The 26,892-nt window shown below is 52.0% G+C and carries 20 protein-coding genes, 1 other RNA gene and 2 pseudogenes; 19 read left to right on the forward strand and 4 right to left on the reverse strand.

The features are described from left to right. Positions 1-58: 58 nt before the first annotated feature. The 8 genes and pseudogenes from BAQU_RS03925 to acnA form a co-directional block, all read left to right on the forward strand. A pseudogene (locus BAQU_RS03925) lies at positions 59-943 on the forward strand (ABC transporter ATP-binding protein); the annotation flags it as partial. Between the two features lie 34 nt (positions 944-977). Next, complete coding sequence (locus tag BAQU_RS03930) at positions 978-1,838, forward strand: exodeoxyribonuclease III (RefSeq protein ID WP_094692978.1); 861 nt, start codon at positions 978-980, stop codon at positions 1,836-1,838. A gap of 242 nt (positions 1,839-2,080) precedes the next feature. Further along, positions 2,081-2,812 (forward strand): annotated as a pseudogene (locus tag BAQU_RS03935) (DUF3710 domain-containing protein); the annotation flags it as partial. A gap of 210 nt (positions 2,813-3,022) precedes the next feature. Continuing rightward, complete coding sequence (locus BAQU_RS03940; protein WP_244568459.1) at positions 3,023-3,652, forward strand: DUF3159 domain-containing protein; 630 nt, start codon at positions 3,023-3,025, stop codon at positions 3,650-3,652. A gap of 29 nt (positions 3,653-3,681) precedes the next feature. Beyond that, a complete protein-coding gene (locus tag BAQU_RS03945; RefSeq protein ID WP_094693870.1) occupies positions 3,682-5,007 on the forward strand; it encodes a class I SAM-dependent RNA methyltransferase in 1,326 nt (441 codons plus the stop codon). 13 nt (positions 5,008-5,020) lie between these two features. Further along, the gene (locus tag BAQU_RS03950) at positions 5,021-5,671 is read left to right on the forward strand and encodes a hypothetical protein (RefSeq protein ID WP_094692984.1); all 651 of its coding nucleotides are present in this window, start codon (positions 5,021-5,023) and stop codon (positions 5,669-5,671) included. Between the two features lie 542 nt (positions 5,672-6,213). Next, positions 6,214-8,700: an HAD-IC family P-type ATPase gene (locus BAQU_RS03960; protein WP_094693872.1), complete on the forward strand. Its 2,487-nt coding sequence runs from the start codon at positions 6,214-6,216 to the stop codon at positions 8,698-8,700. A gap of 207 nt (positions 8,701-8,907) precedes the next feature. After that, positions 8,908-11,622: an aconitate hydratase AcnA gene (gene acnA, locus BAQU_RS03965; RefSeq protein WP_094692988.1), complete on the forward strand. Its 2,715-nt coding sequence runs from the start codon at positions 8,908-8,910 to the stop codon at positions 11,620-11,622. 180 nt (positions 11,623-11,802) lie between these two features. On the opposite strand, the gene BAQU_RS03970 is transcribed toward acnA, so the two are convergent. Then, entirely contained in the window at positions 11,803-12,681 is an 879-nt protein-coding gene (locus tag BAQU_RS03970; RefSeq protein WP_094692990.1) for a Bax inhibitor-1/YccA family protein, read from the reverse strand. Between the two features lie 209 nt (positions 12,682-12,890). On the opposite strand from BAQU_RS03970, the gene BAQU_RS03975 reads away from it, so the two are divergent. After that, the gene (locus BAQU_RS03975) at positions 12,891-13,721 is read left to right on the forward strand and encodes an aldo/keto reductase (RefSeq protein WP_094693874.1); all 831 of its coding nucleotides are present in this window, start codon (positions 12,891-12,893) and stop codon (positions 13,719-13,721) included. Between the two features lie 204 nt (positions 13,722-13,925). On the opposite strand, the gene BAQU_RS03980 is transcribed toward BAQU_RS03975, so the two are convergent. Then, entirely contained in the window at positions 13,926-14,669 is a 744-nt protein-coding gene (locus tag BAQU_RS03980; RefSeq protein WP_094692992.1) for a GTP pyrophosphokinase, read from the reverse strand. Positions 14,670-14,998: 329 nt separating this feature from the next. Between BAQU_RS03980 and miaA the strand changes: the two genes are divergently transcribed. Beyond that, complete coding sequence (gene miaA / locus BAQU_RS03985; protein ID WP_094692994.1) at positions 14,999-16,009, forward strand: tRNA (adenosine(37)-N6)-dimethylallyltransferase MiaA; 1,011 nt, start codon at positions 14,999-15,001, stop codon at positions 16,007-16,009. A 26-nt stretch (positions 16,010-16,035) separates the two neighbouring features. Here miaA and BAQU_RS03990 read toward each other — a convergent pair whose 3' ends face one another. Then, positions 16,036-16,758: a Fic family protein gene (locus BAQU_RS03990; protein ID WP_169713262.1), complete on the reverse strand. Its 723-nt coding sequence runs from the start codon at positions 16,756-16,758 to the stop codon at positions 16,036-16,038. Between the two features lie 359 nt (positions 16,759-17,117). Here BAQU_RS03990 and BAQU_RS03995 point away from each other — a divergent pair, with 359 nt between their 5' ends. The 8 genes from BAQU_RS03995 (at position 17,118) to BAQU_RS04030 (ending at position 25,358) form a co-directional block, all read left to right on the forward strand. Next, positions 17,118-19,847 carry an FtsK/SpoIIIE family DNA translocase gene (locus BAQU_RS03995; RefSeq protein WP_094692998.1) on the forward strand — a complete coding sequence of 910 codons (2,730 nt, stop codon included), beginning with the start codon at positions 17,118-17,120 and terminating at the stop codon, positions 19,845-19,847. 169 nt (positions 19,848-20,016) lie between these two features. Further along, positions 20,017-20,688 carry a CDP-diacylglycerol--glycerol-3-phosphate 3-phosphatidyltransferase gene (pgsA, locus tag BAQU_RS04000; RefSeq protein WP_094693876.1) on the forward strand — a complete coding sequence of 224 codons (672 nt, stop codon included), beginning with the start codon at positions 20,017-20,019 and terminating at the stop codon, positions 20,686-20,688. Between the two features lie 80 nt (positions 20,689-20,768). Next, positions 20,769-21,389, forward strand: a complete 621-nt coding sequence (locus BAQU_RS04005) for a CinA family protein (RefSeq protein WP_094693000.1) — start codon at positions 20,769-20,771, stop codon at positions 21,387-21,389. A 136-nt stretch (positions 21,390-21,525) separates the two neighbouring features. After that, positions 21,526-22,062 carry a helix-turn-helix domain-containing protein gene (locus BAQU_RS04010; RefSeq protein WP_094693002.1) on the forward strand — a complete coding sequence of 179 codons (537 nt, stop codon included), beginning with the start codon at positions 21,526-21,528 and terminating at the stop codon, positions 22,060-22,062. Positions 22,063-22,157: 95 nt separating this feature from the next. After that, on the forward strand, positions 22,158-22,391 hold the full coding sequence (locus tag BAQU_RS04015; protein ID WP_094693004.1) for a DUF3046 domain-containing protein: 234 nt from the start codon (positions 22,158-22,160) through the stop codon (positions 22,389-22,391). Between the two features lie 231 nt (positions 22,392-22,622). Beyond that, complete coding sequence (gene recA / locus BAQU_RS04020) at positions 22,623-23,816, forward strand: recombinase RecA (RefSeq protein WP_094693006.1); 1,194 nt, start codon at positions 22,623-22,625, stop codon at positions 23,814-23,816. 69 nt (positions 23,817-23,885) lie between these two features. Continuing rightward, complete coding sequence (locus tag BAQU_RS10750; RefSeq protein ID WP_244568427.1) at positions 23,886-24,698, forward strand: regulatory protein RecX; 813 nt, start codon at positions 23,886-23,888, stop codon at positions 24,696-24,698. Between the two features lie 42 nt (positions 24,699-24,740). Continuing rightward, a complete protein-coding gene (locus BAQU_RS04030; RefSeq protein ID WP_094693008.1) occupies positions 24,741-25,358 on the forward strand; it encodes a MarC family protein in 618 nt (205 codons plus the stop codon). Between the two features lie 25 nt (positions 25,359-25,383). Here BAQU_RS04030 and rnpB read toward each other — a convergent pair. Beyond that, positions 25,384-25,751: RNase P RNA component class A (gene rnpB / locus BAQU_RS04035), an RNA gene on the reverse strand. A gap of 302 nt (positions 25,752-26,053) precedes the next feature. On the opposite strand from rnpB, the gene hpf reads away from it, so the two are divergent. Then, positions 26,054-26,722 (forward strand): ribosome hibernation-promoting factor, HPF/YfiA family, encoded by a 669-nt coding sequence (hpf, locus tag BAQU_RS04040; protein WP_094693880.1) that lies wholly within the window; start codon positions 26,054-26,056, stop codon positions 26,720-26,722. The last annotated feature ends 170 nt before the right edge of the window (positions 26,723-26,892 follow it).

Consider the following 26,892-nt stretch of genomic DNA (forward strand, 5'->3'; position numbering starts at 1 on the left):
TGCTCGACCGTTATGATGTGTTCACTGCGTTCCAGGGTTTCCTCACCCTTGACCTTGTTCGCAACGCATCATCTCGGCCAAGGAGCGCGGCAGCGATGCCGATGCCTTGCTGGAGCACAAGGTCAAGGGTGAGGAAACCCTGGAACGCAGTGAACACATCATAACGGTCGAGCACCTGACCAAGGAATTCAAACTACCTCGCAGAACAGAAATGTTCAAGGCGGTAGACGATGTGTCGTTCTCGGTCAAACGTGGCACCACCCTGGCAATCGTCGGCGAATCGGGTTCGGGCAAGTCCACCGTTGCCAATATGGTGCTGCGTCTACTTGAGCCGACTGCGGGTACGGTAACCTTCGAGGGCAAGAATATAGCTGAGTTCAGGCGCAAGGAAATGCTTGCATTCCGTCGGCAGGTTCAACCGGTATTCCAAAACCCCTATGGTTCCCTGGATCCGATGTATTCAATATTTCGTTCAGTTGAGGAGCCCTTGCGCATTCATAAGGTCGGCAACAAGAAGTCTCGCGTAGAGCGCGTCAAGGCATTGCTCGATATGGTAGAAATGCCGCAATCGGTGATGCGTCGATATCCGAACGAGCTTTCGGGTGGTCAGCGCCAACGCATTGCCATAGCTCGTGCCATGGCCTTGAATCCCAGTGTGATCGTGTGCGACGAGGCTGTTTCAGCACTTGATGTGCTGGTGCAGAACCAGGTCCTTGAGCTGCTCAATGATTTGCAGGCAGAGCGAGGACTCAGCTATCTGTTCATCACTCACGATTTGGCCGTTGTCCGTCAGATCGCGGACGAAGTCGTCGTCATGCAGCATGGAAAGCTCGTTGAGCATGCTACGACCGATGAGGTGTTTGAACATCCGCAGCAGCAATACACCAAAGATTTGCTGGATGCAATTCCTGGTGGAAATCTGAGCTTAGGATTGGATTCCTGAGCGGTTCCTCGACGACGCTGGTAGGGTGTGTGGCATGAGCATTACGATTGCGACTTCAAATGTGAATGGGGTGCGTGCTGCAGCGCGCAAGGATGTTGGCACATGGGTGAGTGCGAAGGTTCCTGATGTCTGGTGTATGCAGGAAGTGCGGGCTCCCCAATCGGCCATTGATCCGATCTTTGACGATTTCGCTGATAGATATGTCACGCAGGGCAAGATCAAGAAGCCTGAAGATCTCTTCAGGGTCAACGATATCTGTGAGATCAAGGGGCGTGCTGGTGTTGCCCTGCTCACCACCCTGCCGGTACTGGAGACAAGGATCGGTCTTCCAGGTCTGAGCGAACCAGTAGACACTGGTCGCTGGATAGAAGCCGATGTCAAGACACCTGATGGCCATGTGCTCACCGTCATCTGCATATATGTGCATTCAGGTATGGCGGACGATGCATTGAAGATGAAGCAAAAGTTCCGTTTTCTTGACACCATGATGGGGCGTCTCGAGGACTTACGCGACGAAGCTGCCAAAGGCGGCAGGCAAGCGGTTCTTTGCGGCGACTTCAATATTGCGCATACGCCTATCGACATCAAGAATGCCAAGGCGAATGTGACCCATGCGGGTTTCATGCCTTCCGAACGTGTCTATATCGACAAATGGCTTGATGATCTCGATTACGTAGATGTCATGCGTGACTTGGCAGGAGATATACAAGGTCCCTATACATGGTGGAGTCAGCGTGGACGTGCGTTTGACAATAACGTGGGATGGAGATTGGACTATCAGTTTGCAACGCCGGAATTTGCCGAAACAGCCCAAGGATTCACCATCGACAAGGCAAGCTCGTATGATACCCGGTGGAGCGATCATGCTGCTCTGGAAGTAACGTACAAGGTCTGAGAGCACGAGGACTTTCCGCAAAGACATGCGCATACACACCTTTGTGGTTATTCTTGGATAACGGACGTAACGAATAACCTCCTATGCGAGGTCAGAAACGAGGAATCATGGGCTTGTTCGGATTCGGCAAGAAGCATGCGAAACAGCAGTCAGCAGAAGATCAACCTGAGGTAGAGAACGACGAAGTTCTTGCACCGCAAGACGAGGATGCTGATTTCGATCCAATCGATGATGATAATCAAGAAGACAGCGCCGAATATCAGGGCAGAGGTGAAGATCGCGGACCATGGGACGTCGACGATGAGGAAGTTGTGGATTACGACGAATACCTCGACATCGGTGCTTTCTATCTGCCGTATCTTCAAGGCATAGAGCTTCGTCTGAAGGCAAATCGTGCAAGCGGGGATGTGTTGGGTGCCACCATCTCGTATGGTTCTTCAAGCCTTGAGATCGAAGCCTTCGCTGCTCCCAAGACATTGGGGCTGTGGGATGATGTGCGCGAGGATCTGCTTGCGGGCAATGACAGTGCATCCAGTAAGCCCGGAGTATTCGGAACCGAGGTTTCCCTGCCTGTTGAGGTCAAAGGCAATACCGTTATCACTCGAATCGTTGGCGTTGATGGTCCACGTTGGATGCTTCGCGGCATCTTCTCGGGTCCGGCGGCATCCGTTGGAGAGGAAAAGCAGATTCTCGACAACCTGTTCCAGGAGATTGTCGTTGAACGCGGCGACGAGCCGCTTGCTCCACGCGATATGATTCCGATGCACGCACCGGTGACGCCAAAGCAACGCAGGGAGCAGGAAGCTGCCGCACAGGATCAGGACGCTGCAACTGCCAAGAACACGCAGAAGAGCGGCAATGACAAGAATGACAAGTCCATTCCCGAAAAGCCCAAGGGGCCTTTCGACAGCGATCAGAACACAGAGGTCAAGACAACGCTTTCCAGAGGCCCCATGTTCTCCGAGGTTCGATAACTTCTGACGTTCAAGGTGAATGGTATGCACAATCAGCGCGATGATCAGCCCGATTCTTCAATCGCTGACCAACACGATTGCGATGGTGAAAGTCAGCACGATGACGAATCCTTTGCAGGAGACGTATGGCATACGGCTTTTCAACGTGTGGCAGCCAAAAACAGTGCCAGAAAAGGGATTGGATCGCTAGCATCGGATGACTTCTCGATCATGGATGCCATCGGCGGTGTCAGAGGCGTGGTTGAATCTTTGCTTCCGGGCCTGATCTTTATCATCGCCTATATCGTTACGGGCAACCTTGCAATCACCTTGGCCATATCGCTTGTGGAGGCTGTGTTGCAGCTTCTGCTTCGCATGGTGCAGCGCCAGCCAATCATGGGCGCGTTGAGCGGTGTGTGCGCGGTTGCCTTGTGTCTTGTGTGGGCTTGGTTTACGAAAGATGCAAGGAACTATTATCTGCCTGGCTTCATCACGAACGTGGCATGGATTGTTGCACTGCTGACCTCCATGGTGCTCAAGGTCCCTGGCATCGGTGCGTGCATAGAGTTCATTCGACGCCCGACATTCAGCGGTTTTGGGGCATGGCTTGATGCGTGGCGCAGCGACGGCCCCCTATACCGTGCCTATACGAAGGTCACAGCGTTGTGGATTGCGCTCTTTGCCTTGCGTCTGCTGGTGCAGTTGCCAATGTATCTCACTGACCATGTAGCTTGGCTCGGGACGGCAAGACTCATCATGGGAGTTCCATGCTTTGCACTGGTGATATGGATATCATGGCTTCTTGTGGCCGATCCGCTGCATCGCCATGGTGAATTGGAAAAGCAAGAGAAACAATACTGAACATTCAACAATTGGGGATTGATTTGGGTTTGGAAACTGGAGTTCGCATCGAGCGTTATGCCGATCAAGGTCGGTGCGTCGGACATATCGACGGCAGAGTGGTCTTCGTACGTTTTGCATTGCCAGGGGAGTTGGTGCGCATTGTGCTTGACGAGCCGCATGAGCGTACCGACCGATTCTGGACGGGTGAGGTGACCGAGGTCATTGAGGCGAGCCCATATCGCGTCGAGCCGGCATGGAAGCTTGCCGGTCCGCTTGGTGATGGCGGCGGGGTTGGCGGAGCCGATTTGGTTCATGTCTCGCTTCCTGGTCAGATCGTGTGGAAGTCAGACATCATCAATGAGCAGATGAAGCGCTTGGGACATGTCGATACCCATGTGGAAGTCACCCGCATGCCGGAAGATGCGCAGCTTGGCGGTCTCCATTGGCGCACTCGCATCGAAATGATTGCGGATGAGAACGGACTTCCTTCCATGAGACGTCGTGGCACTCATCATCGTGTGACTCTGAGCACTATGCCTCTGGCGACGGCATCGGTACTGAAGGTTGCAGAAGAAACGCATTTCTGGGATGGCGGATTCACCCCGGGAGCACAACTGAGAATTGCCGTTCCTGAGGCGGCGCAGACTGCGGAAAATGACGAGATCTTGAGTTTGGGCGAGGTTGAGGCCGGGAGCAAAGTCGAGGGCGAGATTCCGACTGCTGAGTTCAAGAACTATGCGGTGATGGTGGATGGCGAGCTCATCGCCGGTGAGTTTCTACTCAAGGAGCAGGTGAACGTTGACGATCACATATGGAATTACCGTGTGAACGCAGACGGTTTCTGGCAGGTGCATCGCGAGGCACCCCATGCTTTGGTCTCGCATGTGTTGCATGCTGCTCAGGATGCGCTCAATGGATCTGATTCCGCATGCATATGGGATCTGTATTCAGGAGCTGGCCTCTTTACACTTCCGCTGGCCACGATGACCTCTCCACGAACCAGCATGCTCAGCATCGAAGGTGCAAAGCCGGCCGTCATCAACGCACGCCGTAATCTTCGAAGTCTTAATATATCGCGTGTCGATGCTCGAATCGGTGATGTTGGCGCAGTGCTTGGCAATGTGCCTTCGCATCTGGCGCATCCTGACATCGTTGTGCTTGATCCGCCACGTGCAGGCGCACGAAAAAAGGTCTGCGAGCGCGTGGCAGCGGCGAATCCGAAGGCCATCATCTATGTTGCCTGCGATCCCACTAGCCTTGCACGTGATACCGCGACCCTCGACGCTGCCGGTTACACGCTCCGTAATCTCAGTGCTTATGACATCTACCCGATGACGCATCATGTGGAATCCTTGGCCGTCTTTACCAAGTGAGCGCTGTGCCACGATGAGCATGCGCAGAGCCAGGGCCGCTGCATTCGTCAGCGTCATGGTTCTTGTCTTGGGATTGTCGCTGGCTGGTTGCGCACCAGGTGCCGGTGCGGTAGGAGATGCGCCGCAGAGCAGCTCCATGGCCCATGACGGCATTGATCGTTCGGATGTTCTCATAGCTTTCATTGGTGCCGAGACCACAGCCACGACAGCGCAGGATCGGCAGATTCTGCATTATCTGCAGGCGAAGTCCATGAAAACCCAATATGCATCGTCAGAGAATGTGACGGATGCTCAGGCGGAGGCAATCGTGGCAGCAGTTGCCAACAGATCGACCATGATTCTGCTGCGCTGCAATGCAACACAAAACTCCATAGGCTGTGATTTCAATGATCACGTGGTTGCTGCGTTGCACAGCGCAAGAAATGATGGAATTCCCGTAGTGCTTGTCTCCTCCAGCAAGCAGAGCACCACGCTGGATGACCGTCTGTATGCCGCTCAGTTCGTGTTGCATGCGAAGTCCGATGAATCCAGTGCGTTCAAGGATACACATGCAGACAGTGATGCGGCTCAGCTACAGCAATCGAGCCTCTCCTTGGAACAGGCATCGTTCATCGTGATGAATAATATCAGGCATGCGAAGACCATGTACGTCAGCTATGAATGAGTAATGATGTGACATGGAAAATCAATGAATTCTATCCGTTCGGCAGCAGCGATCAATGCCACGGCATTATGGCATCCACGATGCTGATGAATACCAGCACTATGCACTTACATGATGAACCTCGTTCACCAAAGGCACAGGTGGTCATAGGCCCCGACACCAGTGGGTGTGATGTCTGAACGTGTGTGCCCGCACTGGTGATGCCGTTGCGTTTCACGGGACGACTGCAAGAAAATATGAGCCGATATCAGGCACACTTTTATGCCGGGTGCGTATTCAACCACACCAAGCACAATCGCCCCTCAGCCTTACAGTCACAACACTTCAAAACCAAAAACAGGCACACTTTTTTGCCTATAAACCTCGTAAGCAGTATAGAATGTCGGTTGCAGAGGCTTCGATGGATGTTTTTCAAGTGTTCGCATACCATGGTGAATCAGCATGCAGAGAAGGGCTCGTACTACAACACAATGCAGAGAAATGGGAAATCCTTGGATGCACGCAGACCATCATCGAATCTGAAGCACAACAACCCGGTCTCGATGCCGCAGGTTGACGAGCAAGGTCTGAGTGCCCGGGATGTTCAATCTCGCATCGAAAATCATCAGATCAATAGTGTCGATACCAAGAGTTCACGATCAATTCTGGAAATTCTTCGCGAAAATGTATTCACCTTCTTCAACGCGTTGATTTTCTCTGCCATGGTGATGGTATTGATAACAGGGCAATGGAAAGATGCCGTTTTTGGCTTCGTGATCATCATCAACGCGGGAATTGGTGTCGTTACCGAACTCCAGGCGAAGGCAACTCTTGATCGCCTCTCAATTTTGGTTGCATCGAATTTTTTGGTTCGCAGAGATGGCAGAAACATCGAAATTCGAAGTGAACAGATAGTTGATGGTGACGTGCTGTGGATTCGTTCGGGGGAGCAGGTTCCTGCCGATTGCCACATTCTGCACTCCTATGGTCTTGAGCTCGATGAATCGATGCTGACCGGAGAATCGAAAACCGTCAGAAAACAAGATGGTGACCAGGCTTTATCTGGAACTACTGCCGTTTCAGGTCTTGCGTTGGGCAAGGTCGTTGCGGTCGGAAAGGATAGCTATGCAGCCCGGTTGACGGAAAAGGCCAAAGTGTATAGCAAGACCCGATCCGATTTGAACGAAGGCATCACCAAGATTCTCAAGGTGATGACGATTATCGTGATTCCACTGTGCATACTCCTCATCTGGACACAGATGCGGACCGTCGGTGGATTCAGTCAGGCATTGGCATCTGGCACTTGGCGTCAGGCTGTTGTCTCTTCGGTGGCTGGAGTCGTCGGCATGATTCCTGAAGGTCTCGTACTCTTGACATCCCTGAACTTTGCCCTCGCTACGATTCGCTTGGCGAAGAAGAATACGCTGGTGCAGGAGTTGGAATCCGTGGAAACGCTTGCACGCGTTGACTCATTGAATCTTGATAAAACAGGGACAATCACCGATGGCGGCATTGCCTTTGAACGGCTCATTGCGCTCGATTCCTCACGTGATGGACGCAGCCAGTCCGATACGCACGATCTTGAGCAGCATGCGGTTGACGTGAGCAGCGAAGACAATCCGAATTCCACAGCAGCAGCCATTCTCAAGGGTCTCGATTCCTACAGGAAGTCACAGGATATTGAAAGTCGTCTCCCGTTCTCTTCATCTCGAAAGTGGAGTGCCATCCGGTATTCAGATGGAGCGACGTGGTATCTTGGTGCCCCAGAAATCCTTATCTCCAGCATGTCCACCACTCGATCCGATCAGATGCTGGAAGATCAGTTGGCGCAACAGATCCAGCAGCTAGCGGCACAAGGTTCTCGTGTGCTGCTGCTCGCCGTGAACGCTCATGCGCATCAGGGATCCACGGATACCAAGGAAATACCAGAGAAGCTTCCCACCGAATTGCAACCTCAGGCATTGATTGCATGTTCCGAACGCATTCGTTCCGACGCGAAGCACACACTCGCGTGGTTCAGGGACCAGGGTGTTCGATGCCGGCTGATTTCTGGCGACAATCCTGCCACTGTGGGTGCAATAGCAGCAAAGGTCGAACTGACCGGGCAGCAACGGCCAAGAGCAATGGACGCGAGGCAGCTGCCCGACGATATCCATCAGCTTGCCCGCACGCTTGAAGATGTCGATGTGCTTGGCCGTGTTCTGCCCGAGCAGAAGAAGGCTATCGTAGAGGCGCTGCACACCACGCACCATGTTGTGGCAATGACGGGCGACGGCGTCAATGACTCTCTCGCATTGAAAGAGGCTGATTTGGGCATCGCCATGGGTAATGCGGCTCCGGCGACGAAAGCGGTTGCCCAGGTTGTATTGGTCGATTCCAAGTTTTCGCATCTGCCTGACGTCGTCGCTCGTGGACGTCAGGTCATGGCTAACATGGAACGTGTGGCGTCGCTTTTCGTGGTGAAGACCGTGTATTCAGCGTTGATTTCTCTCGGAGTTGTGCTCACTGCAATCCCATTCCCATACTTGCCTCGTCATATCACCTACATCGGTGCCTTGACCATTGGAACACCGGCGTTCTTGCTCGCGTTGGCTCCCAACACGAGAACATACAAGCCAGGATTTCTTTCACGAGTCGTTGCCTTTGCATTGCCATGTGGCGTGGCCACCGGTCTGTCAGTCTTGCTCGCAGCCTGGCTGATACCATCGATGATGCACTGGGATCTGGGCAGTGAGGCAAATCTGAACGCTTGGCGCATGGTCTGCGCGACCATACTATTCGTTATGGGTATCCTGGTGCTCTGTCGTGTGGCGCGTCCATTGCGCTCCTGGCGTGGCATATTGGTTGCGGCCTTTGCCCTGGCTGGAGTTCTGGGAGTGGTGATACCTCCCGTTGCGGGTTTCTTCGAACTGACTATTCCATCAGGAAGGCTTGTGTTCATATCATTGGTTTCAGTGCTATGTTCAGCTGTAATTTTCGTTGCAATTACTGGAACCGCCGATTTCGTCAGCAGCCATTGCCAAGCCGAGAGCGAATTATCTCAGTCGTAATACGAACACGCTAGAACTAACCGTAAGGTTGGTCGATGTTATGGTTAATGAGCACTTGATGAGTTGATCTCTTTCAACTTGTTGCAGTATTAAACCAAACATCGGCAACAGGGCAGGTATTTCAGCGTCACGGCAATGATGAGGCCGGTCCCTGAACGTCGTACTTCATGCGTTTGAAGCGTATGAATGAGTAAATTTGGAGGTAGCATGTCCATGCATCAGGATCAGCAATCAACATTGCATGTTGGCAATCAGGAATTTGATTACTATTCAATCGCCAATCTTCCTGGCATAGACCATCTTCCCTACTCGTTGAAAGTATTGGTCGAGAATCTGGTTCGCAACATCGACGGTGCCAATATCACCGACAATCATGTCAAGGCTTTGCTGGACTGGGATCCGCAGGCGGACCCAAGTCACGAAATTCAATTCACACCAAGCCGTGTGGTGATGCAGGATTTTACTGGCGTGCCCTGCATCGTCGATTTAGCAACGATGCGTGATGCTGTCAAGGACTTGGGTGGAGATCCTGAGGTCATCAATCCGCAGGTTCCTGCGCAGATGGTCATCGATCATTCTGTTCAGATCGATGTCGCCGGTGTGCCCAATGCCATCGAACGCAATATGGACATCGAATACAGGAGAAACCGTGAACGCTATCAGTTTCTCCGTTGGGGGCAGCAGGCCTTCGACAACTTCCGGGTTGTTCCACCTGGCACTGGCATCATTCATCAGGTCAATATCGAGTATCTGGCCAAGGTGGTGATGAGCAAGCAGTCCGACATCCATCCAGACCGCAAACTCGCCTATCTTGATTCGTGTGTAGGTACTGATTCACATACCACAATGGTGAACGGTCTGGGTGTTCTCGGTTGGGGCGTTGGTGGCATCGAGGCGGAGGCTGCAATGCTCGGTCAGCCGATTTCCATGCTGGTGCCGCGAGTCGTAGGTTTCAAGCTCAAGGGAAGCATTCGCGAGGGTGTCACGGCGACCGATATGGTGCTGACCATCACCGACATGCTTCGTCAGCATGGTGTGGTTGGAAAGTTCGTTGAGTTCTATGGTGATGGTGTCGCGAATGTGCCGCTCGCCAATCGTGCAACGCTGGGCAACATGAGTCCTGAATTCGGTTCGACATGCGGAATATTCCCCATTGATGAGGTGACGCTCGACTATCTGCATCTGACAGGACGCACGGACGAGCAGATTGCACTTGTCGAGGCGTATGCCAAGGCCAACAAGCTCTGGCATGACACCGCTGCTCCCGATTATGTCGAGCCTCAATACTCGGAATACATGGAACTCGACCTCAGTACGGTTGTACCTTCGATTGCCGGTCCGAAGCGTCCACAGGATCGCATCATGCTCACGGAGTCGAAGTCGACCTTTGAGAAGACCATGCCTGCATACATAACGGAGTCCACCAACACGAAGTCCGTTCCTGTAACGACCGAAACCCATGGAAACTTTGATCTGCACAATGGTGATGTTGCCATTGCCTCGATCACGAGCTGCACCAATACATCGAATCCCTCGGTGATGATTGCAGCAGGTTTGCTTGCGCGCAATGCACACCATCGCGGGCTGAAGCCGAAGCCGTGGGTGAAGACCTCACTGGCACCGGGTTCACAAGTTGTCACGGATTATCTTGATAAGGCTGGACTCACCACAGACCTGAATGATTTGGGCTATCAGCTGGTCGGATATGGATGTGCAACCTGCATCGGGAATTCGGGACCTCTCGATCCTGCAATTTCACAGGCAATCAACGATAATGATCTTTCGGTGACTGCGGTGTTGTCTGGTAATAGAAACTTTGAAGGCCGAATCAGTCCCGATGTCAAGATGAACTATCTTGCCTCGCCGCCATTGGTCATTGCCTATGCACTTGCCGGCACGATGGACTTCGACTTCGACAGGCAGTCGCTGGGTGAGGATTCAGATGGCAATGAAGTGTTCCTGCGTGAGCTGTGGCCGTCGAACGATGCCATCAGGGAAGTGGTCGACGAAACGGTAAGCCGTGACATGTTCGTCAAGGACTATGCTTCTGTATTCGAGGGCGATGACCGCTGGAAGAGTCTCGATGTTCCTGCCGGTGAATCCTTTGCATGGGATGATGCTTCCACCTATGTTCGTAAGCAGACCTTCTTCGATGGCATGAGCAGCGATCCCGCTCCCGTAGCAGATGTTCACCGTGCTCGAGTGCTTGCCCTTCTTGGCGACTCGGTCACGACCGATCACATCTCTCCGGCAGGAGCAATCAAGGCCAGCAGCCCTGCAGGTGTCTATTTGCAGAAGCATGGCATTGCACCGAAAAACTTCAATTCCTATGGTTCACGGCGTGGCAACCACGAAATCATGGTGCGTGGAACCTTTGGCAACATTCGTCTGCGCAATCAATTGCTTGCCTCTGTCGGTGAGGAAGTCACACCGGGTGGATTCACCTATGACTTCGTCGATCATGCACCGACAACGATCTTCGAAGCCTCACAGCATTATCGTGCCGAGTCCATTCCGCTGGTAGTGTTGGCCGGCAAGGAATACGGCACCGGATCTTCGCGCGACTGGGCTGCCAAAGGTACGAGCATGTTGGGGGTGAAGGCGGTCATTGCCCAGAGTTTCGAACGCATTCATCGCAGCAATCTCATCGGTATGGGCGTGCTTCCCTTGCAATTCCCCGAAGGTGAGAGTGCTGAGAGTCTTGGTCTTGATGGTACCGAGCATTACGATATTGCGGGTATTACTGCTCTGAACGAGGGGATCACTCCGCAGACCGTTACGGTTACGGCAACGAAAGATGACGGGACGCCCATCACCTTCGCTGCGGTTGTTCGAATCGATACCCCGGGAGAGGCAGACTACTTCCGCAACGGAGGTATCTTGCAATTTGTACTGCGAAATCTGATGAAAAACGCCAAATAAGGGCATATGACAACGAGATGCCGAGTTTTGTTGCCTTTTCAAAGTGGAAGTTCTTATAATTGCTGATTTAGCTCTAAGATTGAGTCCAAAACAGCGATTACTACTTTGAAAAGGCAACAAAACTCGGCATCTCGTTTCGTGCAACGTCAGGATGCATTGCCTGTAGGGGAAGTATCGGTGTCAGTTGTTGCTCAGACCGACCAACTGCAATAGGTAGAGGAACATATTCACAAAATCAAGATACAGGTTGAGGGCACACAGAATTGATGCCTTCTTAACCATCTCAGGACCTTGCGTGGAAACCTGCTGGAAGATCAGACGAGTCCGCTGGGCATCGTACATGGTCATGCCTGCAAACAGAAGCAGTCCAACCGCAGCAACGATTCTCAAGGTTGAGGCGCTGGGTGCCACGAACATCAGCACCACCTGAGAGACGATGAGCACGATCAGACCAACCATCAGTATTGGTCCAGCCTTGAGCATGTTGAGCTTGGTAGTCATGCCAATCATCGTCAGTGTGAAGAAGAATGCCGCACACAGGCCGAGCGTAATGACGATCGTACTGACGCTGAAAGCCCAGAAAATGGAACTGAGGGTGAAACCCATCAGTGCCGCATACACATAGAACATCAGGCGAGCTGTACTCGAACGCATTTTCATGATCCGTGCGCCCAGACTGATGGCCAAACCAATCTGAATGACTGCCAAGGCAATCCATCCGATGATGCCTGTTGCGCTCATGTAGGCTTCAAGTGCGCCGGTTGATTGAGCTATGACGGCAACGGCTGCAGTGAGTACCAGTCCCAAGGTCATCTCGCCATAGGCACGGGTAACCGAGGCGTGGGTTGCCCTTTCCATACTTTCATATGAATACGCCGTCTGACCGTTCATGGTCATCTGCGGTTGTGAACCATAGGCTGAGGCTCCGTATTGAGATTGGCGATTGTCCGTCGCATAGTTGTATTCGCCAAACATTGGCCGATTCACTGGTGTCTGATCACTGTGGAGCTGCTGGTCCTGCGGCTGCTGCCCACTTCGTGGTTGCCTTCCAAATGTCATGATTGTTCTCCTTTTACTCTTTGCATTAGATAGTAGAGGAGAGACCTTACGAATTCCTTAATGACTCAATTTCAGCTGGAAGCGACATGGCATTACTGGTCGATGCGATATCACCAGTGCAGACCGCTCTTGGCGACAGGCGTAACCGGACACGTCTTGTCACAAGCGCATAGGAGGATATTTATAGAAGGAGGAAGCATATGAATGATATTGATGTCAACAATACGATAGTGCTCAACAATGGTGTTTCAATTCCTCAACTGGGTCTGGGTGTGTTCCAGACCCCTTCCGGCGATGAAACCGTCAATGCGGTGAAATGGGCGCTTCAGACCGGATATCGCCATATCGATACCGCCCGTGCATACAATAACGAGGAATCAGTTGGTCAGGGCATCCGCGAATCCGGGGTGAAGCGTAGAGACATCTTCCTCACCACGAAGCTTTGGAATGATGATGTTCGTGCTGGCAGAACCCGTGAAGCGTATGAGGAGAGCCTGGATCGGCTGGGAACGGACTATGTTGATCTGTATCTGATCCACTGGCCGGCAGACGGATGGCAACAGGCATGGAAAGACATGCAGGAGCTGTATCTTGAGCGTCGCGTACGTGCAATCGGCGTGTGCAACTTCGAGAAGCACCATCTCGAGGAATTGCACGCATTGAGTTCTGTCAAACCCGCTGTCAACCAGATTGAATCCTCTCCGCAGTTCGCCAATCAGACCCTGATCGACTGGACCAACTCTCAGATGCGTGTTGACGTTGAAGCCTGGAGTCCACTGGGTGGCACTGGTGGCAGCCTTTTGAAGAATCCAGAATTGCAAACGATTGCCGATCGCTACGGAAAATCTCCTGCACAAGTCGTCATTCGTTGGCATCTCCAGCGTGGCGTCATCGTTATCCCGAAGTCAACGCACAAGGAACGCATTGAGCAGAACTTCGATGTCTTCGATTTCAGCTTGAGCGATCATGACATGCAGGCCATTTCAGCATTCGACACGGGCAAGAGAAACGGTGCGGATCCTGATAATTTCAACTTCTGATTCAAACTCGTGACCCTATTGCTATGCAATAACAATCAGGTCAATAGCTGCAAGCATTAACCAGACTCGTGGTCCCGCGGTTGCTGGCAAGTTCAATAGACCCAGATATAGTGTTGGCCTCCTCTGCATGCTGTGGCAGAGGAGGCCAACACTATATCTTCCAATAGGTGAACGGCCTTGCGTTCAACTACGATTCGTCGAAGGCTAAATATCCGTCGAGCGGGATGTAGAGGCTTGCGTAGCGGGTTCCTGAGGGCTTTCGGTCTCTTGTGGAGAACCACTGATGTCGCGGTGTATGGACTGCATCTGAACTTCGACGTTCTGCAAGGATTTCGCGCAGTCAAGCAGAGTCTGGGAATGCTCGGACAGTCTTTCATCGGGAAGATTCGACTTGTAGCGAAGCTGATGCTCGAGGCTTGCCCAATAATCCATGGCGATCGTTCGGAACTGCACCTCGACTGGTGTGAAATGCTGACCGCTGGTCAAGAACACCGGAACGGCATATATCACATGAAGACTGCGATATCCGTTTTGCTTGGGGTTGCGGATGTAATCCTTGACCCGTAAAACCTGAATGTCGGACTGGTCAGAAAGGTAGCGTGACACGGAATAGACATCATCGCGATAGTTGCAGATGACACGGATGCCGGCAACGTCAAAGAGATTGTCCTTCACCGACTGCAATGTTACCGGAAGTCCTTTGCGTTCAAGCTTGCCGATAATCGATGCCATGCTTTTCAACCGACGTTCCATGTGATGGATCGGATTATGACTGAACCTGACCTGAAACTCATCATCGAGTATCTCCAGTTTCGTGCTGATCTCGTGCATGGCTCCTTCATATACCTGCATAAGATCAACGAATTCGGCAATGTCACCCTTGGACAGTGAAGTTCCTGGCGTTGACTTCAAGGAGTGCAGACTTTGCTCCAATTCAGCCGAGTTCATCACATTTTTGCGATCTAATATCACTGTTTGCCTTCCATAGGAGACTGGTTCGTCGTTTCCGGGTTCAACATTCTACCCTTGACGCTCTGCATTCGCGGGAACGAAGTCACGAGCTGCCCACTATGTTCACTCTGAAAGATTGGAAAACGCTTACAGCAAGGTAGCCAGAGCGTGCCAACCACATTTCATATCGTCAGTATGTCCGCTCACAAGTTCGACTACTATGGCAATCAGTCATGCTCTGAACGCGGTCGTTGGGCTTGCAGCAGCGGTAATGTTCGTGTTCCAGTGCAGTGCCATGATGATAGGCGAGTGGAAAGAATGCAGCAATGCCAACCTTGTTAAATCAACGAGTAATCTCGATTGTTGGTCCAACGGCAACGGGCAAAACTGATCTGGCAATCAACATCGTACGCGTTTTTCGCCATCACGACATGGAGGCGGAAATCGTCAATGCAGACGCGTATCAGATGTATGCAGGCATGGATATTGGTACCGCCAAGCCGTCACCGGCCCAGCTCTATGAGGTTCGTCATCATCTGATGGGTATTTCCGATCCACATGTACCGATGACGGTGGCCAGGTTCCAGAAACTTTCCAGAGCTTGCATCGATCAATTGCAGCAAAGGAACATCCGCCCCATTCTCGTTGGTGGTTCAGGCCTGTATTCACGTGCAGCCGTCGATGAAATGAGCTTTCCGGGCACCGATCCCCATATTCGCGAACATTTGGAACGACGCGCAGCAATCGAAGGTCCAACGGTGCTGTTTGCACAGTTACAAGACAGGGATCCGATAGCGGCATCGAGAATGGATCCTCGCAACCTTCGTCGCACCATTCGTGCCTTGGAAGTCATCGAGATTACAGGCAAAGCCTACTCAGCGAATCTTCCGCATTACAGCTATAAGATTCCAACGATTCAAATCGGTCTCGATATCGATAGAGAAGAACTTGACAGACGCATTGATATCAGAACGGCAGCTATGATCAGAAACGGACTGCTCGAAGAGGCACGCGACATGCGACCCAAACTCGGCCTGACCGCAGTCAAGGCCCTCGGATACAAAGAGATGTTCGAAGTCCTTGATGGAGGCATGACGCTTGAGGAAGCCCAGGAATCCATAGCGCAAAAAACGAAACGCCTGGCGAGAAAACAGATGGGTTGGTTTGGCAGAGACCCAAGGATCCATTGGATTCAGGCACTTGACCCACAATTGGTTGAAAAGGCCATCCGGGTAATCATCCGGGCCGACCAAGGCGAGTTCGATGGATTCGATGCAGAGGCAGACACTTATGCATCACATCACCTCGGCGATACAGGAAGACGCTGGCGCACCTGAGACAACTCGGACCTGAGAGCACTACTTTAGTGAGCAGGTCCCTGCTCCCAACCGGCTATCAGGAATGTGCGTGAAAGATTTGCCGGACGAATCATGCTGCGGAACATGCTTTCCAACTCTGAGGTATTGCCCTCATAGGCACTGTGTTTGGCGACTTTATATGTTTGCGCGTCTATCTTGCCCCAATCCAAGTCCCATCCTGCGTCATGAGCCAGCCGTGAGGCGAATATGCGCAGTGTGATGGCATTGCCGCCGATGAATGGATGCAGATAACCGAGTTCATCATAAATGTGTGCCAGCTCCTTCACGAACACATCGCGATCCAGACTGCGAAGATTTCGTTTATCGCTCAGCTCGGTCGAAATGTTTGCAGCACCGGTTTCAATCAGATTGGCGGGGAAGAAGGCTTCTGGATCTGCCGCTCTTCCCACCTTGCCTCGGGTATTGCCGGTGCGGATGATGCCGGCATCATCGAAGACGCCATCGAAGACGTGCCGGTGAATTTCCCTGAGTTCATCGAGGTCACCGGAAGTCTTCCAACCGCGCTCACCAAGCGCAATCGTATTGAAGAAGATGGAATCGGCAACGCTGGGATTCTCGACTGAACTGGCTATCTCATCGACAGAAATCGCATGTTCCAGATGGTTGCGAGCTCCTGCGAGCGCCTTGTCGCTTGGAGTGATGTTTTCCAGTGCGCAGTTTTGTCTAGCAAATGCGACTGCGCTCGCACGTTCTGCATCGGTCGTCATAAACACGATGGTAGCCGCTCTGAAAACTTTCTGCCGGTTTTGAAGCATTTCGGTAGTGTCCTGTATGGTGTTTGTGCGAAATTCATCGAAATTGGCAGCTCATTCGGTGTACTGGCTATTCTGGACTCGGTATCGGTACAATGTCGAGTTACATCAGCAATCGAGGTTGTTACTACTTACGAATGCGGTCGTATGGATAAACAAACGAAAGTACCGTGGAAATCTCAATATATGGTCATAATATTGAGACACGATTTTGAGAGGTCAATGTGAGGTCACAGCAGCATCAATCATCTACACCTTCGCGTGGGAGGAATGCCGCAACACACTCTCAATCCGGTTCCGAGCAACAGGAGTCGATGTGGAAGAAAGTTTCTCTGGCTATTCCCCGTGGCTTTGCATCGATCGTTCGCTCGTTGACCGGTGTCGGTGATTTTGACCCAGCGGCTCGTAGGGACGGCACATGCTTCGTTCTGCTGATCTGTGCCGTGCTGTTCTGCGCAAGTGAATGGTTTCGTGTCAGCGGGGCACTGGGACGCGTCCTTCATGCTGCGGCATCCGGTCTACTGGGAGTCATGAGTCTGATTCTGCCCGTGCTGCTGACTTATATTGCTTTGAGACTCATCCGTCACGTTGGCGATGATCAGAACAACCCCCGAATACTCAGTGGTTGGGTATTGATGCTGTGGTCTATCTGCTCTATCCTCGACATTTCGAAAACGGCTAGTTCCAGAACCTTCGATTTTGAGGCGATACAGGACGCGGGCGGCCTTTTCGGCTTCTTCCTCGGATCACCCTTGGCATGGGGGCTCTCGAATGTTTTTGCAATCATCGTGTTTGTCGTGGTTGCCTTCTTCTCAATTCTGATGATTGCCGGACTGCATGTGACTGATTTGCCCGATATCGGCCGGTCAGGGTTAAGCAAGCTTCGCGGCCGCAGTGCTGAGGCCGCCGGAAAAGCGGATGATGGTGAATCTCAGGTTTCCACATTCGCGGCAGGCATGCCTGAAGCCGACGAAACGATGGTGCTTGCTCCTGGAGTGCCTGCCCATGACGGAACCGACGACGTGGATGACGGCAGGAAACAGGGTTCCTGGTTCACGCGCCTGTTCCATTTCAACAGACACAGGGGCGACGATTCCACGCTCGACAGATACGAGGGGGACGATCCGTTCGTTCGAGCGGCGAGTCAGCATGGCGATATTGACGAGACCTCGGTAATTGGTGACTCTGCGGCACATGACCATGACTCTACGCAGATGCTGAACATGCCTCAGCATCGTAATGATTATGGTGAGGATATGACATCCGGTGAGGCAACCGTTGCCATGCCGGGATCGTATGGTTCATCGAGCATAGGTGCATCCCATCTGGGTGAGGATGTCTCTTCCACGGCGGATCATACGGGTAAGGACGCCGGAACTGTGGGTAATGCCGTCTCAGATCAGTCTCATTCGGATGCGAATGCTGCAGACGATGCAACAGATCATGCCGCTTCGCAAAGCGCAACGGGTGATGAGGGCAACGATGCAGACGAAAATGATTCCATGGCCCAATATCAGCTGCCAACCATGGATCTTCTTGTCAAAGGTAAACCTCATGCTGCGAGAACCCCTGCAAATGACAATGTCATTAGGGCATTGCAATCGACTTTCCAGCAGTTTGACATCGATGCGAAGGTGGTCGGTTTTCTACGTGGACCATCGGTCACCCAGTATGAGGTTGAGCTCGGCCCTGGAGTGAAGGTTGAAAAGGTCACCAATCTGCAACGCAACATTGCCTATGCCGTTGCCAGCTCTGATGTCCGCATTCTTTCTCCGATTCCTGGCAAGTCTGCAATCGGCATCGAGATTCCCAATGTCGATCGCGAAATCGTTCATCTTGGGGATGTGCTTCGTTCCGAAAAGGCTCAGTCCGATCCCAATCCAATGCTTGCCGGTGTTGGCAAGGATGTTGAAGGACACTTCATTACTGCCGATCTGACGAAGATGCCGCATCTGCTCGTTGCTGGTGCCACGGGTTCAGGAAAATCCAGCTTCATCAATTCCATGCTTACTTCAGTGATCATGCGGTCGACACCGGAACAGGTGAGACTCATCATGGTCGATCCAAAGCGTGTTGAATTAAGCGCGTATGCTGGAATTCCGCATCTTCTGACTCCTATTATCACCGATCCCAAGAAGGCCGCACAAGCCTTGGAATGGGTGGTGAAAGAGATGGATGCTCGCTATGATGACCTCCAGTACTTTGGATTCCGGCATGTCAAGGATTTCAATGAGGCTGTTCGTGCTGGCAAGGTACATGTTCCTGAAGGTTCGAAGCGCAAGGTAGCCCCGTATCCCTATCTGCTCGTGGTCGTGGATGAAATGGCAGATCTGATGATGGTCGCCAAGAACGATGTGGAGAGTTCCATTCAAAGAATAACCCAGCTTGCGCGGGCGGCGGGTGTGCACCTTGTGCTGGCGACGCAGCGACCTTCAGTCGATGTGGTCACCGGACTCATCAAGGCGAATATTCCCTCGCGTCTGGCCTTTGCAACTTCGTCTGCAACGGATTCCCGAGTGATTCTTGATACCACCGGGGCTGAGACACTCATCGGGCAGGGAGACGCGCTCTTCCTGCCCATGGGGTCGGCGAAGCCCTTGCGTGTCCAAGGTTCATGGGTTGGGGAATCAGAAATTCGCCGTGCCGTCGAATATGTGAGAACACAGAGAAAGCCCCATTATCGCGAAGATATCGAACAGATGGCTCAACAGGCAGAGAATCGGCCAGAAATCGATGAAGAGATCGGTGACGATCTCGATGTGCTGTTGCAGGCTGCAGAGCTGGTGGTAACGACTCAATTTGGTTCAACGTCAATGTTGCAGCGTAAGTTGCGCGTAGGCTTTGCCAAAGCTGGACGTTTGATGGATCTACTTGAATCGCATGGCGTTGTCGGGCCTTCTGAAGGGTCAAAGGCACGAGAAGTGCTCGTGCAACCACAGGATTTGCAAGCTGTTCTTTCATTCCTGAAGGGTGAAACGACCTCTCTGCAACAGTCGCAGCCAACGTTGGGCCAGTCGCAGCAGGATATTGAGACACAGCATTGACACCATGAACCGGGACGTACCTAAGGAAGCACGAACGCATGAGATGCTCCTTGATGTCATGTAAATAGGCCTTTCGGGGTAGCATGGTGTGGGTGTAATACGTAAATAGCTGCAATGCATACGTTTTTCTTCAAAAGCAATGACGCAGGGCGGCAATCGAGGAGAGGTCATGCAGGAACACCTTGAAGACAAGTCAGATTCAGATTCGACCGGAAACAAAGCCACGCATGGCGATGGGTCGGTTCATGGCAGTCTTTTCGACGGGTGGAACAGCCCTCCCAACTTGGTAACGTATGTCAGAATCGTCCTTGTTGTCGTTTTTTTGGCGCTGTATATCGCTTCTGGACGCTTCGGTTCTGAGAGTCTGCCGCTTCGTTGGTCGGCAACGGCGCTGTTCATCATTGCCGCCTCGACCGATAAGCTCGATGGATGGATGGCCCGCCGATACAATCAGGTTACCGAGCTTGGCAAACTGCTCGATCCGATTGCCGACAAGCTGCTTATTCTTGCGGCGTTGGTGGTTGCGTCATGCTTCAACGAAATAGCATGGTGGGTGACCGCGCTATTTCTGATTCGTGAACTCGGCATCACCGTCATGCGATTCATCGTCATTGACACCGGAGGAAGCGTTATCGCGGCATCCAAGGCAGGAAAATACAAGACCTTGTTCGAATGCTTTGCGATTGCCTTACTGTTGGCTCCAATACCTGCACTGGTGGGCATTGAAACAGGTCCTGCACATGTCTATACCATTTTCACGGCGGCAATCGTCTATATCGCATTGATTCTCTGTATGTATTCAGGTGGTGAATATCTCTATCACACACTGCGAAGACGCTGAAATCGCAGTGCCGACCTTGACTCTTCAGCGGTTGATGCTGTTGTCCTTATCCACAGCATCGAAGTATTTCCAGGTGATCTATGAAGAACAATGAAATCGAACAGTCGAATCCTGAAGCATCCTCTCACGATCAGGCGAATACGGTTGCGCCATCGCAAAGACAGCGTGATGAACTTGCGACCCATATCATCACGATGTGTCGAACGCACGGATTCTACCTTGCAGCTGCCGAGTCTCTGACTGGCGGACTCCTTGCTGACGCCTTCGTCAGAATTCCAGGTGCATCCGACGTATTCCTCGGATCGGCGGTCACATACGATATCGCGGCGAAGGCTTCGATTTTGCACGTTGACGAATACATACTCGATACTGCAGGAGCCGTGGATCCCAGAGTCGCAGCACAGATGGCTCAATCGACGGCACACCTCTATGAACGAGATGACATCAGAGGCAGAGTATTCGGTCTTTCCACCACTGGGGTTGCAGGCCCGGGGTCAGATGGTGATAAGCCTGCAGGCATGGTCTATGTGGGCATATATTCACCGCTCAATGACGCTGAATCCGAAGCGGCATCAGCGCACACGGTCAGTTATCGATTGCAGCTTGGGGGCTCGCGTGAATGCGTTCGTCTTCAGACAGTGCAGCATGTCCTCACTTATCTGGAGCAGGCGTTGGAGTCGGCAACCAGGCGGTTGCAATAGCAAAAGGCGACATAAGACTGTCGAATGTGAAGTCGCTCACATTCAGTCGAAAATAGCTTCGCTGACGGAATATTAAGCCCTGGGCCCTGTTGAATAAGTTGTAGTCGAAAACGATGGTGGCGAAAGGGGATATGCAATGGTTACTGAAAATACAGTATTGAATCGCACTGAACTGACTCACAGTGGTGAGTCCTATGAACTCAAGCCCGTATCACTTCCTCAACGTGGCAACGCGCGTGTGCGCAATTTAACTCCTGCACAAAAAAGGGCAGTGATGTTCGCCCAGCAGCAGGTGCTGAGGGCCAAGGCGGCGAAAAAGGCTAAGGATGACCGTCAGGCAGCCCTCAGCCGTATGTGGATGCAAGATGAAGATGCTCCGGCAGCAAAGCGTTCCGCGAAGATCTCTGTAGAGGATTCATCAGAAAACGCTCAGAATGTTTCCCTGCGTGAGGCTCTGGGCCACGTACTGCGTGATCTGAGAACGAAGGATCACAAGACGTTGCGCGAAGTGAGCGAAAATGCGGGTGTGTCCCTGGGTTACCTCTCTGAGGTCGAGAGAGGGCAGAAAGAGGCAAGTTCTGAGTTGTTGAGTTCAATAGCTGAAGCTCTTGGCGTCAGCGTTCCACAGATGTTGCGTATGGTTGCGGATTATTTGGAATCACTTGAAAGCTAGTTGTTATGGGTCTGGCTATTATGGCGTTGAAGAAGATGCGGGTTGATGGCTAACCCGCTCAACGGTGAGGTTTCACAGCATAGATAAGGTCATGAGTGCGAGAAAGAGAATTCTGGCAGCTATTGGAAGAAGTGTTTGGACGTGTTTATGGTCGCAGCCTTTCGCATGATCAAAGGCTTGCAGCCTTGGACTCGATGACCGTTGTGGAAGCGCTGAACAAGGGCGTTGAGCCTAGGGTCGTGTGGAATGTATTGTGCAACCAGATGGACATTCCAGACTCGAGGCGTTGGGGAAAAGATCATAATGCGCCGCCACTCCCGGCGGCATAGATTCATGTAGCGGGTGTCAGCCGATCATCGGATGATCAGACACACCCGCTTTTATTTTTGCCTAAAACTCGTGTTCGAACAAATGTTCGACTATACTGGGAATCCGTATTCAGCATATGCCGTCGGATACATCCCACATTCGACCACATTGGTTGTGAAGCTTTATGTTATGCGTCGCAATGTCATACGGTTGCGCTGTTGTTTATATAGAGATTTTACTAAGGAGAGCCAATGGCTCAACACACAAGTGCCCGCGGATCGCGCAAAAGTCCGGAGGACAACGCGAAGCGCAAGGATCAAGCGTTGAAGACGGCTCTTGATCAAGTAGAAAAAAGCTTTGGCAAAGGTTCAGCCATGCGCCTTGGCGATCGGCCGGTGCAGAATGTTGAAGTCATTCCTACCGGATCTCTGGCTTTGGACATGGCTTTAGGTATCGGCGGATTGCCGCGCGGAAGAATCGTGGAGGTGTATGGTCCTGAATCCTCGGGCAAGACAACACTTGCGTTGCATGCAGTTGCGAATGCCCAGAAAAATGGGGGAGTGGCTGCATTCATCGATGCTGAACATGCATTGGATCCTGAATATGCCCGCAAACTCGGTGTCGATACCGATTCGCTTATAGTATCTCAGCCAGATAATGGTGAGCAGGCTCTGGAAATTGCTGACATGCTCGTCCGCTCAGGTGCGCTTGACATTATCGTCATCGACTCGGTAGCGGCTCTGGTTCCAAAGGCAGAGATTGAGGGCGAGATGGGCGATAGTCATGTAGGTCTTCAGGCGCGATTGATGAGCCAGGCTCTGAGAAAAATGACTGGGGCACTTGCACAGGCGAATACTACCGCAATCTTCATCAATCAGCTTCGCGAAAAGATCGGGGTCTTCTTCGGCAGCCCTGAAACGACTACAGGCGGCAAGGCATTGAAGTTCTATTCATCAGTGCGTCTCGACATTCGTAGAATACAGACTTTGAAAAATGGCGAAGAAGCGGTCGGGAATAGGACTCGTGTCAAGGTAGTCAAGAATAAAATGGCTCCTCCTTTCAAATCGGCAGAATTCGACGTGCTCTACGGCGAAGGCATATCCAAGGAGGGGTCGGTTCTTGATATGGCATTGCAGACCAATATCGTTAAGAAGTCGGGTTCGTGGTTCACCTATGGTGACGATCAGCTTGGCCAGGGTCGTGAGAATGTTCGCCAATATCTGAAGGATAATACCGAACTCACTCAGGAAATCGAGCACAAGGTCAAGATTGCCTTTGGGCTGGAAACCCCTGATGCAGCCTCTGAAGATGCTGACGATGCAACAGGACAGACTGACGCCGATCACGGATCTGAAGACAAGGGTTCACCAAAGTCCGAAGAACATGCTCAATCCAAATCCTCTGCACAAATCGGATCACGTGCACAGGTTCCCGCAAACGCATGAATGTCGCGTGTCGCATGAGTATTTCAAGTCGAGCGAGTATTGCCATCCATATGAGTGGAGTGATGCTGCGTGATAACGGCCGATAAGTTCCTAGCCTCGCACAAGATCATCATTCCCGAATCCCAATCTGTTGAGCGGCAATCCGCTGAAGATGTATGCGGTGAGCGCAGTCTTGATGACAGTGTTGATAACAGTGTTGAAAGTCCTGCCCATAGCTCTGATAGGAACAGTCCTCAGAGCACTGAAAGCACTGAAGACGCTCGCCCATTGGACGGTCATCGTGGGACGCAGGCCTTCAACACCTCGCGAACTCATGATCGCAAGGTAGCCGATCTCCGTGATGCGGTTGCTTGCATCACGGATAAGGACGAGGGGCACGCAGGGAAAGATGCTGAAACAGTCCCCGGTGAATTAAGCGACAACGATATTGACGCATGCCGGGAAGCTGCGCTCAGACTTCTGGATGCGGCTCCCCGGTCTTCAGGTGGTTTGAAGCAGCGTCTGATTGATAAGGAGTTCGATGACGCGGTTATAGACGAAGTCATTTCTCGTTTGCAACGGGTACTGTTAATCAATGATGAGGCATATGCAGAATCCGCAGTGAGGTACTGTCTTTCGAGAAATATGGGCGCTCGATATACCGAACGTGAATTACTGCGCAAAGGCGTAGATCGTACCCTGACAAGACGCTTGATTGCTGAATCAACTGAGGCGGGGCAGTTTGTAGATGCTGCATATGAGCTCGGCAGAACTGTGTTGCGAAAGACTCAAGGTATGGATCCCATCAAGCGCAAGCGCAGATTCTGGAGTGCAGGAGGAAGAAAAGGCCATGCTCCTGACATAATTCGTCAGGTTGCCAATGAACTCTTCGACAATGCTTAGGAAATACCTATCTCTTGAAACTTCTGCCGGTAGTATCGAATCATGTCGACTTTTATCACTATTTTCGCCACATCTCTGCTGGCTCTGTTTCCGATAGCCAATCCCGCTGGAGCTCTTGCCGCATACGCAGGATTGACTGGTGACTTTGCTCCGCACGAGGTGCGTAGACAAGGTTTACGCACCGGAATCAATGTCGGGATCATACTGGTTTCCTTTGCCATTCTGGGTTCGTTGATTCTCGATGTTTTTGGACTGAGTCTTCCGGCAATTCAAATTGCTGGTGGTTTTGTGGTGGCCAATTCAGGTCTTGGCATGCTGAGTCCGAAGCGGCAGCTCTCCCAAGAGGAAAACGATCATGCCAGGATCAAAAAGGACATATCATTCACACCGATGGCTCTGCCTCTTGTCGCAGGGCCCGGTGCCATCGGTGAAGTTATAGGTCTTTCAGCACGGTATCCCGGTCTTGAGGGACGCGGTGCACTTATCCTCGCCATCGTATTGCTTGCAGTCATCATCAGTGCATTGTTGATGTGGGGAACTCCGATTGTCGATAGACTTGGCCCAACCGGCATTGGAGCGTTGGTTCGAGTGATTGGTTTCCTGATTCTCTGCATAGGTGTTGAGCTGATGATTCACGGCATTACCACCCTCAAGCTGTAATGTGCCGCGGAGGATGTTGGGAAAAGTAGTGAGACCCCTCGTACCCCGGGTTCTGTCGTCGTGTAAGACGTATGGCCATCCATCTCGACCTGACGTTGCCGTCAGGCTCTAGCAGCCTACCCGAAGACGTGAGCGAGCAGCTCTTGATGTCTTCTGCTTGGCCTTGCTCCCAATGAGGCTTGCCTTGCAATCACTGTCACCAGCGATTCGGTGGTCTCTTGCACCGCCGTTTCACCCTTACCTGCGTAAGTTTCCAAACGCGGGCGGTCTATTCTCTGTTGCGCTATCTCTCAGGTCACCCTGGGCGGACGTTATCCGCCATTGTGCTCTGTGGAGCCCGGAAGTTCCTCAGTGCGGGGAAAAACCCAGCACCGCAGCCATAAAGGGGTCTCAGTGGATAAGAATACAACATCGTAGGATCTGGCGAGCCTCGCCGCCAACATCTGGCTCCATGCCAAGGAAAAGCATGATGACCGAAGAATCCATAGTAACCAATACTTTACATACTCGGCAAACGCCCGAAGTTACGACATGAGAAATTTTCGGAATCGGCGAAAATTCTATGCTAATTGAGTGCCGGAAGACTGAGAAACCCCAACAATGCGAAGCTTTCGGCTACAATGTTGACTACCGGAACGGTGATGAAGCCGTTCAACACACACGGCGGGTCATACCGCCCGATTAAGGAGGCTCACATGGAAATCGTCGTAACGGGACGCCACACGCAAATTAAGCAGAGGTTCCGTGATGTAGCTGACACAAAGATGAATCGTGTGACTGCCATAGCCCCAGATGCGCAACGCGTCCAGATTGTTCTTTCTCATGAGGGCAACCCAAGGCAGGCGGATACAGCAAAAAGAGTTGAAATCACGGTTATTGCAGGGAGAACCGTTGTTCGTGCCGAGGCTTCCAGCGCGGATGAATTCAGTGCTTTGGATCTGGCTCTCGATAAGCTGACTCTTCGTCTGCGTCGTGCCCGTGATCGTCGTAAGGATCATCGTCGCGGGTATACCAATCCCGTTCCTGTTGATATGGGTGTTGTCGTGCCACAGACTGCTCCCGAACCGCAAGAGGTCGAAGAGGCTGAGCCAACTGACAGCCCTGCAGCAGCTCTCGCCAGCGAATTGGGTCCAGGCGAATCCGTAGAGGTTCAGGTTGGCGATACTCCAATCGTCATCAGACGCAAGCTCCACCTTGCAGAGCCAATGAGCATTGACGAGGCTCTTTACGAAATGGAACTCATCGGGCACGATTTCTTCCTCTTCGTCAACAAGGAGACCGGAAGGCCATCCGTTGTCTATCACCGTCACGGTTGGAGCTACGGTGTCTTTGAAATTGACACGCCTGAAAACGTATCGAAGTAATTTTTTGCAGTTTGTACATATATGAGTAGCGAATATGGGTCTGCCGTGATCGACATCATTGCAGACCCATATTCATGGAACAAAAGCAGCCCTTAGGATAGCTGAAAGCGTGAAACTCATGTTAGGTAAAATCCGCGCTTTCAAGTACTATGGACGAAGTTTGTGCCTAG

Source organism: Bifidobacterium aquikefiri (assembly GCF_002259795.1).
Lineage (GTDB): Bacteria > Actinomycetota > Actinomycetes > Actinomycetales > Bifidobacteriaceae > Bombiscardovia > Bombiscardovia aquikefiri.

Bases quoted from the DNA above. Each gene is read 5' to 3' on its own strand.
- BAQU_RS03930 (WP_094692978.1), top strand. From the start codon at position 978: ATGAGCATTACGATTGCGACTTCAAATGTGAATGGGGTGCGTGCTGCA.
- BAQU_RS03940 (WP_244568459.1), top strand. From the start codon at position 3,023: ATGGATGCCATCGGCGGTGTCAGAGGCGTGGTTGAATCTTTGCTTCCG.
- pgsA (WP_094693876.1), top strand. From the start codon at position 20,017: ATGCAGGAACACCTTGAAGACAAGTCAGATTCAGATTCGACCGGAAAC.
- BAQU_RS04005 (WP_094693000.1), top strand. From the start codon at position 20,769: ATGAAGAACAATGAAATCGAACAGTCGAATCCTGAAGCATCCTCTCAC.
- BAQU_RS03950 (WP_094692984.1), top strand. From the start codon at position 5,021: ATGAGCATGCGCAGAGCCAGGGCCGCTGCATTCGTCAGCGTCATGGTT.
- acnA (WP_094692988.1), top strand. From the start codon at position 8,908: ATGTCCATGCATCAGGATCAGCAATCAACATTGCATGTTGGCAATCAG.
- BAQU_RS04030 (WP_094693008.1), top strand. From the start codon at position 24,741: ATGTCGACTTTTATCACTATTTTCGCCACATCTCTGCTGGCTCTGTTT.
- hpf (WP_094693880.1), top strand. From the start codon at position 26,054: ATGGAAATCGTCGTAACGGGACGCCACACGCAAATTAAGCAGAGGTTC.
- recA (WP_094693006.1), top strand. From the start codon at position 22,623: ATGGCTCAACACACAAGTGCCCGCGGATCGCGCAAAAGTCCGGAGGAC.
- BAQU_RS03995 (WP_094692998.1), top strand. From the start codon at position 17,118: ATGTGGAAGAAAGTTTCTCTGGCTATTCCCCGTGGCTTTGCATCGATC.
- BAQU_RS04010 (WP_094693002.1), top strand. From the start codon at position 21,526: ATGGTTACTGAAAATACAGTATTGAATCGCACTGAACTGACTCACAGT.
- BAQU_RS03970 (WP_094692990.1), bottom strand. From the start codon at position 12,681: ATGACATTTGGAAGGCAACCACGAAGTGGGCAGCAGCCGCAGGACCAG.
- BAQU_RS03980 (WP_094692992.1), bottom strand. From the start codon at position 14,669: ATGAACTCGGCTGAATTGGAGCAAAGTCTGCACTCCTTGAAGTCAACG.
- miaA (WP_094692994.1), top strand. From the start codon at position 14,999: ATGCCAACCTTGTTAAATCAACGAGTAATCTCGATTGTTGGTCCAACG.
- BAQU_RS03990 (WP_169713262.1), bottom strand. From the start codon at position 16,758: ATGACGACCGATGCAGAACGTGCGAGCGCAGTCGCATTTGCTAGACAA.
- BAQU_RS03960 (WP_094693872.1), top strand. From the start codon at position 6,214: ATGCCGCAGGTTGACGAGCAAGGTCTGAGTGCCCGGGATGTTCAATCT.